The 7,559-nt window shown below is 70.1% G+C and carries 8 protein-coding genes; 4 read left to right on the top strand and 4 right to left on the bottom strand.

The window, feature by feature from the left end; genetic code table 11:
• Positions 1 to 439: 439 nt before the first annotated feature.
• The 3 genes from ACWCXX_RS24625 to ACWCXX_RS24635 all read right to left on the bottom strand — a co-directional run bounded on the left by ACWCXX_RS24625 (position 440) and on the right by ACWCXX_RS24635 (position 2,359).
• Positions 440 to 826 (bottom strand): hypothetical protein, encoded by a 387-nt coding sequence (locus tag ACWCXX_RS24625; protein ID WP_451130673.1) that lies wholly within the window; start codon positions 824 to 826, stop codon positions 440 to 442.
• A 172-nt stretch (positions 827 to 998) separates the two neighbouring features.
• Complete coding sequence (locus ACWCXX_RS24630; RefSeq protein ID WP_451130675.1) at positions 999 to 1,442, bottom strand: RapZ C-terminal domain-containing protein; 444 nt, start codon at positions 1,440 to 1,442, stop codon at positions 999 to 1,001.
• A 77-nt stretch (positions 1,443 to 1,519) separates the two neighbouring features.
• Positions 1,520 to 2,359 carry a hypothetical protein gene (locus ACWCXX_RS24635; protein WP_451130677.1) on the bottom strand — a complete coding sequence of 280 codons (840 nt, stop codon included), beginning with the start codon at positions 2,357 to 2,359 and terminating at the stop codon, positions 1,520 to 1,522.
• Between the two features lie 441 nt (positions 2,360 to 2,800).
• Between ACWCXX_RS24635 and ACWCXX_RS24640 the strand changes: the two genes are divergently transcribed.
• A complete protein-coding gene (locus ACWCXX_RS24640) occupies positions 2,801 to 3,010 on the top strand; it encodes a hypothetical protein (RefSeq protein WP_451130679.1) in 210 nt (69 codons plus the stop codon).
• A 253-nt stretch (positions 3,011 to 3,263) separates the two neighbouring features.
• Positions 3,264 to 4,589, top strand: a complete 1,326-nt coding sequence (locus ACWCXX_RS24645) for a hypothetical protein (RefSeq protein ID WP_451130681.1) — start codon at positions 3,264 to 3,266, stop codon at positions 4,587 to 4,589.
• Positions 4,590 to 4,821: 232 nt separating this feature from the next.
• Here the strand turns inward: ACWCXX_RS24645 and ACWCXX_RS24650 are convergent, their stop codons facing one another.
• A complete protein-coding gene (locus tag ACWCXX_RS24650) occupies positions 4,822 to 5,403 on the bottom strand; it encodes a hypothetical protein (RefSeq protein ID WP_451130683.1) in 582 nt (193 codons plus the stop codon).
• A gap of 1,157 nt (positions 5,404 to 6,560) precedes the next feature.
• Between ACWCXX_RS24650 and ACWCXX_RS24655 the strand changes: the two genes are divergently transcribed.
• Positions 6,561 to 7,007 carry a hypothetical protein gene (locus tag ACWCXX_RS24655; RefSeq protein ID WP_451130685.1) on the top strand — a complete coding sequence of 149 codons (447 nt, stop codon included), beginning with the start codon at positions 6,561 to 6,563 and terminating at the stop codon, positions 7,005 to 7,007.
• Positions 7,004 to 7,477, top strand: a complete 474-nt coding sequence (locus ACWCXX_RS24660) for a helix-turn-helix domain-containing protein (protein WP_451130687.1) — start codon at positions 7,004 to 7,006, stop codon at positions 7,475 to 7,477. The genes ACWCXX_RS24655 and ACWCXX_RS24660 overlap by 4 nt, the downstream gene beginning before the upstream one ends.
• Positions 7,478 to 7,559 lie beyond the last annotated feature (82 nt).

The following is a 7,559-nucleotide window of genomic DNA, read 5'->3' on the forward strand; positions in this document are numbered from 1 at the left end:
GATCCCGCTCCCCACCGACACCGCAGCCCAGCGCCAGCGGCTCACGCTCCATGATCATCTCAATGTGGGTTTCGCAGGCATCTTGGCTCGACCCCAAGAACAGATGCAGCTCGTGCGCGGTGATCAGCCGCTTGAACCGCGGATACGCAGTCCGTTCGATCGAGGTCACAATCCCGCCCCGGGTAAGACAATGGTCAACATCACCACCAACGACACTGGACCGAACGGGTGACGGGCCGGACGACCGGAACACCAAGATCAACAAATGGCGGCTTCTGGGCTCACCTCGGCGATACCCGATAACTCGGAAGTGCCTCATGCGCGAGAGCCCCGCACCGGACGGTGCGGGGCTCTTTCTCCGAGATACGGATCGACCGGCTGCGGCGCTGTCATGGGCGGTCACCCGGACATTGAGCAGCACCTTCTGTTCGGCGAGCGGTCAGATGCTGATCCTCGGGCTGTAGTAGGTGTTGGCAGTAATCTGCCATCCGATGGCAGCGTCACGGAGCCCGTTGGGGCAGGTGATCGTTTTGGAGAGGTATCCGCCTCGCGCCGTGAGGTTTTCCTTCAGGTCGTAGGGGAGCTGGCCGGAGGTTCCCTGGCACGTCACACCGAACCAGCCCTTGACAGGCTTGTACGTCTTGTTCGTGAAGTTGACCCGCACCTTGTTCGCGGCGACCTTCTGGATGCACCGCGAGATCTTCACGCCTGAGCAGTGCCATGCGCCGGCGGCGGTCGGGGTCTGGGCCTCTGCGCTGGTGACGGACGTTCCCAGCAGTGCTGTCGCGGCAAGAGCCGTGGCCATCATTCGAGCTGTGTTCTTCACGTTTCCCCGTTACTTTCCGTGTGTCAACAGAGCGGTTCCGGCAGGAGTTTCGTGCCGGAGCGGCAAGGTCGAGTCAATCATGGTGGCGGGCTCGCCAGACGTGAACCGGATTTTCGTCCCGCCGACGGGGCGTCGGTTGGCGGCCGCGGGCCCAGCCGCTCATTGCCCTGTTTCAGCGAGCTGTTCGGAGGGGCAGGACCGGGTGGTCGATGTGGTGGTGCTCGACCTCGACGCCGTACTCGCCGCCCCAGGCGGCCCAGAGGCGCTGCGCAACTGCCTCTGCGACTGCTACGGAGCGATGCCTCCCTCCCTGGCACGCCGTAGTCAGACGGACCAGTCGGCCCCGGGGTGTCTCGTCGGCCAGGGCGCGGAGCTGGACGGCGGTCCGGGCGACCAGTTCCCGGGCCCCGGGGGTGGAAAGGACGTGGGCGTAGACGTCGGGGTCCAGGCCGGTGCGGTGGCGCATGGCGGGGTCGTCGGCGGGGTTGCGCAGGGCCTTTCGCAGGTCGAGGTACAGGCCGTCGGTGATGAGCTGGTGGGCGCCGTCGTGGCGGGCGCCGATGGAGCGGATGACGGCGCGGACGGGGCCCGGCCCGTCGAGGTGGGTGGTCTGCATGCCTGCCACGATTCCGGGCCGGCGGGCTTCGCGGTAGGAGTTGTCCGTTGCGCCTTCGGCCTGGCTGGGGCGGCGTCTCAGGGGGTGAAGGGGCTGGGGGTGTGGGCGACGGCGTCGGGGCTGAGGGTGGGGGCGAGTTCGGTGAGGTCGGGGTGGGTGTGGGCGACGGTGCGGACGATGTCCTTGAGGGTGTTGACGCGGTCGATGCCGCGGCCGTTGCGGGACAGCAGGAGGGGGCCGGTGGTGGCGGTGGAGTGGGGGGTGCGCCAGGTGCGGACGGGGAGGTAGTCGTCCAGGGCCCAGACGACGGGGCGGGGCAGTTCGGTCCAGGCGGTGGCGGAGGCGGTGTTGTTCTTCTGGGGGATGGCGCCCATGACGCGGTGCTGTTCGCGGCGGATGCTGTCGGCGCGCAGGCGGACGGCCTGGCCGGGGCGCAGGCCTGCGAGCAGGAGGTAGACGGCGAGGCGGGCGCGTTCGGGCATGGGGCCGCGGTAGCGGTCGGCGGCGGACATGAGGGCGATGCCCTGGTCGGGGCGCAGGCCTGCCGGGGGGCGCTGGGGGGCGGGGCCGGCGAGGATGCGGCGGGCGGGCAGGTGGTCTCCGTCGCGGCCGAGGTCGTCGCAGTGGGTGTAGTAGGAGCGGACGACGGAGACGGCGCGGCGGCGGGTGGTGGGGTGCAGGGGCCGGGCGCCGTCCTTGGTGCGGAGGGTCTCCGACCAGTGCGCGATGTGCAGGGCCTGCGCACTCCAGACCTGGTCGCCGATGTAGTGGAACCAGTCGTGGAGGATTTCGCGGTAGCGGTACTTCGCGTCGTCGGACCAGGCCCGGCCGGCGACTTCCTGCCCGTCGGCGCCCGTCCAGCTCCCGGCGAGCCAGTCGTCGAGGATGCGGTACGGGTCGGGGTGCGGTGCGGCCATGCCCGCAGTCTAGGTACCGGTATTTCTACTTATCGGAACAGACCAGCGCCACCCCGGCCGACCGGCCGCCGTCGGCTCGGGTCCGTGGGGACGTACGGGAAAGCGGGGCGGGGCGGGGCCTCGGGTGAGTGGGTGGTGGGCTCGTCTGTTCCGATAAGTACGGGGCCCGAGGGTGACTTCGTGCTGTGTCGCGGCGGGCAATTTCTCTGGCGTTCCCGCAGAACAGACAGCCGATCGACCGGACACTGCGTCACCACCCCGGCCGCAGCGGACCTTTCCGGTCCGGCTAGTCGGTGGCGGCACGTAGGGTTGGGGCCGTGGAAACACCCTCCGCATGACGAAGGGAGACCTCCGCGTGGCCCGCTTCCTACGGCCCGGCCCCGTCGAGATCTCCCTCTCGTCATTCGAGGTGTCCCGTCCGGCAAAGGAGAAGGAAACCCAATGACACACACCGACCGTACCTCACGTGCACGATTTAAGGGTTCGGGCCCGGCAGCCTGGATGACCGCGGCAGCCGGACTGGCGGCCATGCTCGCCGTCGTCGGCCTCGGACTGACCGGCCACGGCGAGGCGGCGACGGCCGCCGGCGTCATCGGCGGCGCCGCGTTCGCGGCCGGCGGCATAACCGTGACGGTGAACATCCGCCGCTGAACCACGCCCGGACCGGCCGTCGGGGCCGGTCCGGGCTCCCCGGCTCCGTCGCGACAAACCCGCCGGAGCTCAGCCCGCACCCAGGCCTCCGGACCGCAGAACACCCGCCGCCCGAGACGGAGATCCACCGGCTCCGCCCCGCCTCCCCCGGCGCCCCTCACCACCAACTCCCCGGCCCGCGCGAAGTGCGCGCAGGTGCTGCACCCCACCGGCCCGAAGCAGCCAGACCCCGACGAAGACGGGAGCAGATCGCATGGCAACGCGCACACCGAAGGCCCTGGCGGCATGGACCGAGCTGAACGACCGCCAGCAGGGCACCCTCGCCGTGATCTACGCCCTCGACCAGGAAGTCGAGGCGGGCCGGCGGCGCCGCGCCGCCCGCGGCAGCTACGACGACACACCGGCCGCGGTCTGGCGGCGCATCGACTTCGCCCACGAGCCGTCCCTGCGCGACCTGGTCGGGTGGACCGAGATGCAGAGCCGTCTCGCGTCGAGCGGCTGGGACAACCAGGGCAACGGCTCGACCGTCGCGGCGCTCGCCACCCGCGAACTCATCACCAGGGACATCCGCACCACCCCGTTCGGGGTCATGCGCACGGTGTCGCTGACCCGCGCGGGGCGTGCCGCCGCGCGCGCGGGGCTCTCCCTGCGTCCGGACGGGGCGCCCTCCGCCGCGCTCGGCCGACGGTCCTGGGAGGTCCTGGCGCTGCTGTGGGCGGCGGACCAGCGGGGGAAGCCGCTGGCCTGGACGCACTCGAAGACCATCGAGCGCGTGCTGATCGAGAAGCACCAGCCGCCGCTGGCCGAGAACACCGGGAACTACAGCGGCTACCGGATCACCGACCGGGGACGGGACTTCTACCGCGAGCACCACGCCGCCCACACCGCGGCCCACCCCGATGTCCACGCCCCGCACCCGGACGGCGCCGACGCCGAGCCCTGGCCGAAGAAGGCGGACGAGGTACTGAAGGAGCACCGCCGCGCCTACCGGGCCCTGGCCAAGGCGTGGGGCATGGCCGACGAGTCCCGACGGGCCGCCGAGCAGGAGGCCGCCGGCGCCGCACCGGAGCTGCCCGAACCGCTGCCCGCACCGCTCGTCGAGCAGGCTGCCGCGCGGTACCGGCTGTGGCAGGAGACCGCCCGCCAGCGGGCCGAGCTCGCCGCCGGGCACGCCGACGAGCTGAACGGCCTCGCCGAGCGGGCCGCGCGCGGCTACCTGGCCGCGGCCTTGGCGGCCTTCCGCGCGGCCGTGACCGGCACCGACCCCCTCGGCTGCCTGGAGGCCCCGGTCGCGGGCACAGACGGATGGGACGAACCGCATCTGGCCCCTCCGGCCGAGAGCGGCGTCCACGTCATCGACGCCGAGGCCAAGAAGCTGTACGCCACGGCCGTCGGCAAACCCCTACGGCGACGCGGCCCCGCCCCCAAGATGCGGCGCCGGTTCGCCCGCTACGACACCAAGAAGATCGCCTTGCCCGGCGAGGACCACGCGACCCTGGCCGACTTCCTCCTCGGGCACGTCGACGACGGCGCCCTATTGCGACGCCTCCACCCAGCGGCGACCAGCCAGCGCCCGTGAGTCTTCAGAGCCATCGCCGCTTCGCATCGTGGGTCAGGGGCGGGAGACCGGGGCCCAAACAGCCTGTAGGGCCGAGCCGCCCGGCTTGCTGTCCGCGCCGCAGTTATCTAGGGTCCGCAGGCACTTTTCGCAGGTCAGGCGGCACAACCCGCTGTCAGGCAAGTAAGGCGGGCGGCGTCGGAAGTGGTTCGACCGAACCACTTCCTGGACGCCTGTTCGGCGAGCAGCGCCCTTAAGCGGGCTTGCCGAACTCGGCGACGTAGGCCGCATAGTTCTCCGCGAGGACGGCCCGACCGGCCTCCGCGGTGAGGTGTTCGACCGAAGCGACGGCCGGGACCTGCCGGTCCTCGACGGTGGTGGTGATCAGCTCGACCCGGCGGGCCAGCTCGGCGACGACGCTGGGCGCCGACTCGACCAGCAGCTTCCCGTCCCGCCACGAGAACCGCGGCGTCCGGCCGATGCCGGTGCTGCTGACCTTCGTGGCGAGGAAGGCCGCGTGGCGGTACGGGAGATCCGGGTTCTCGGTCAGCAGCAGATAGACCCGCTCGGTGTCCCCGCCGTAGCCGACCAGGCCGGTGCACGGCTTGATCGGCCCGTCCGTGTTACGGGCCACCACCTCGTAGACCCGGCACTCGGTGCACCGGAACAGGTCGGTGCTGCTCTCGTACTCGAACTCATGGCCGCCGAACCCGTCGTCCGGCCCGGGGGCGCCGGCCGCCGGGCCCTCGGCGGTACGGAGGGCCTGGGTGTACTTGACGCCCTGGCGCGCGGCCTCGCGGGCGCGCTGTGCGGCGGTGGACTGCTTCTTCGGCACGGTCGACTCCAGCCTGGCGGTACTCCCACGCTCCCCGCCGGCGAATCGGGCCGGGACGCTCTGCTGCTCTCGCGGGCCCCGGAGGACCTTGGCCGACTGTGTGCCAAGCGGCGTGGGCGCCCAGCACGGCGGCGAACGGCGGTACGCGTCTGGCCGTGGACTCCACGGTAGGGCACACCGCTGCCAGCAGAACGAGCGGCACGCGGCCGGGCGGTCTCGCCTGGTCTGCCGTTCCCTCCCCCGCACCCGGCACCAAGCCCGTCCCCGGCGAACGCCACGAGCCCTGATAGAACGGAGGTCTGGAGGAAGTATTCATGACCACATCTGCACCAGGCCAGCACGCTGCATCCACTGCCCTCACCTGTCCGCCCTCACAAATGGGCAGGTGTGCACGGTGCCACGAGCCGTGCCATCGTTACGGAGTCGGTGGATGCCCCTTGTGCATCACCTGCAAGGAGCGCGCCGAAGCGGCCCGGCAGAAGAAGACCGCGACGTCGTAGTCCCCCGCGGCCCCCGAGCAGCCTTGGGCTCCCTGCCTGATCCGCAGCGTTGACGGCCTTTCCTTCCTTTACGGCAGATGCATCGACTACTTCCCTGCCAGAACATCAGCCACAGAAAGCGAGCCACGACGATGCATGCGGCCGAAGAGCCTCCCGCATAGGCCACCCGCCACCCCCACCGGACATCAGCCACTCCTCCAAATGATTCACGCTCCGTCACCACCACTCACGGTAGGTTCAGATACTGCGGGTGCGACCACCCCGAGGACCGCAGCGCTTGCGCGAGGACCGCAAGGGCCTCCCCTACGGCGCCGCGCGGTGACTGCGGGCCGAGGTCCCTCTTAGGAGATAGCGGCACCTCTCTGACCTGCAAATACGCGGACGATGCATTCCTCCTGAAGGGAATACATCGCCGTCGGCCGAGGGGCCTTGTATTCCGGGTAGCGGCATAGATCTGCCCGGTCAAGGCGTCGCCGCGACACGCGAATACATCTCCGCAAAAGTTGCGCGTGGTGGTAATTTTTCGCGGGTCATCGAACCAAAGGAGCAGGTCAAGTGCCTACACCTGCAAGGCGTCCGGCAGCTTCACCCGCTGGCAGCTCGCAGCGCCTTGCTTCCGTCCCGACCGAGGCGCTCCCGGACGATTTGCTCCGGAGCATGGTCAAGGCCCTGGACAAGGTCGCCAGCAACGGCGGCACGATCCTCGCCGAGCCGCCGAAACGGTCATACCAGTTCTTCAGCGGCACCCACACCAGCGTGGACCAGGAGCTACAGGCGTGCCTCTGGAGATTCAAACTCCCGGAGATGTCCAGGAATCTGCTCGACCACATGACCACCGAGCATGACGAGGACGGGCAGATCCGCTCCACGCAGAAGGACCTCGCCGCGCACTTCGGCTGCTCGCAGCCGAAGGTCAGCAAGTCCCTCGGGCACCTGTTCAAGCACAACTTCGCCTGGAAGGTCCGCAGAGGTGTGATCCAGGTGAATCCGATGTACACCTACCGGTGGGGCAGCAGGAAGCACCGGGCCCTGATGAACAAGATCGGAGCAGCGACGCTCCGAGAGCACACCATCATGATTCCCGAGCCGGGGAGGCCGTCATGACCGCCGTCGCTGTTGTCCGCAACCCCGACATGTTCGAGCGGCTGCCCGACGCAGCCCTCGGCAGGACCGCATCAGATGTCTTCAACGTCCTCCAGGCCCGCCAGGAGCCCGGGGGCCTCGTCCGTATCGCGCAGAAGGATCTGGCGAAGCGTCTCGGGATCACCGTGCCGTCGGTGTCCCGGGCCATCGGGGAGCTGAAGGACCGCGGTCTGGTCCATCCCCGGACCGTCCACGGCCGGGTGCAGATCCATCCGCTGTTCGCCGCGTACGAGTCGGCGGCCCACATGGTGAACCACCTCCAGGACCCGGATACCCACCTGTGGCCGCTGAACTTCCCGGGAAGGGCCGTTCCGCTGCCGGGCGGGAAGGACCCGCGCTCGGGCACCAGGTTCGACCCGGACCCGGACCCGGACGGCGGCGAGGACACACCTCTTCCCGAGGCGGGGCCGACGCTGCGGCTCGCCAGCTGAGACCGGGCCGGGGCGGCGTCGCCGTTCGCCCCGGCGTCCGGCCCTCCCGCCGGTCTCGTGCCGGACGTAAAACACCCCCGCT

The sequence above is a fragment of the Streptomyces sp. NPDC001732 genome, from assembly GCF_053596315.1.

Bases quoted from the DNA above. Each gene is read 5' to 3' on its own strand.
- ACWCXX_RS24640 (WP_451130679.1), top strand. From the start codon at position 2,801: ATGACACACACCGACCGTACCTCACGTGCACGATTTAAGGGTTCGGGC.
- ACWCXX_RS24660 (WP_451130687.1), top strand. From the start codon at position 7,004: ATGACCGCCGTCGCTGTTGTCCGCAACCCCGACATGTTCGAGCGGCTG.
- ACWCXX_RS24645 (WP_451130681.1), top strand. From the start codon at position 3,264: ATGGCAACGCGCACACCGAAGGCCCTGGCGGCATGGACCGAGCTGAAC.
- ACWCXX_RS24635 (WP_451130677.1), bottom strand. From the start codon at position 2,359: ATGGCCGCACCGCACCCCGACCCGTACCGCATCCTCGACGACTGGCTC.
- ACWCXX_RS24655 (WP_451130685.1), top strand. From the start codon at position 6,561: ATGGTCAAGGCCCTGGACAAGGTCGCCAGCAACGGCGGCACGATCCTC.
- ACWCXX_RS24630 (WP_451130675.1), bottom strand. From the start codon at position 1,442: ATGCAGACCACCCACCTCGACGGGCCGGGCCCCGTCCGCGCCGTCATC.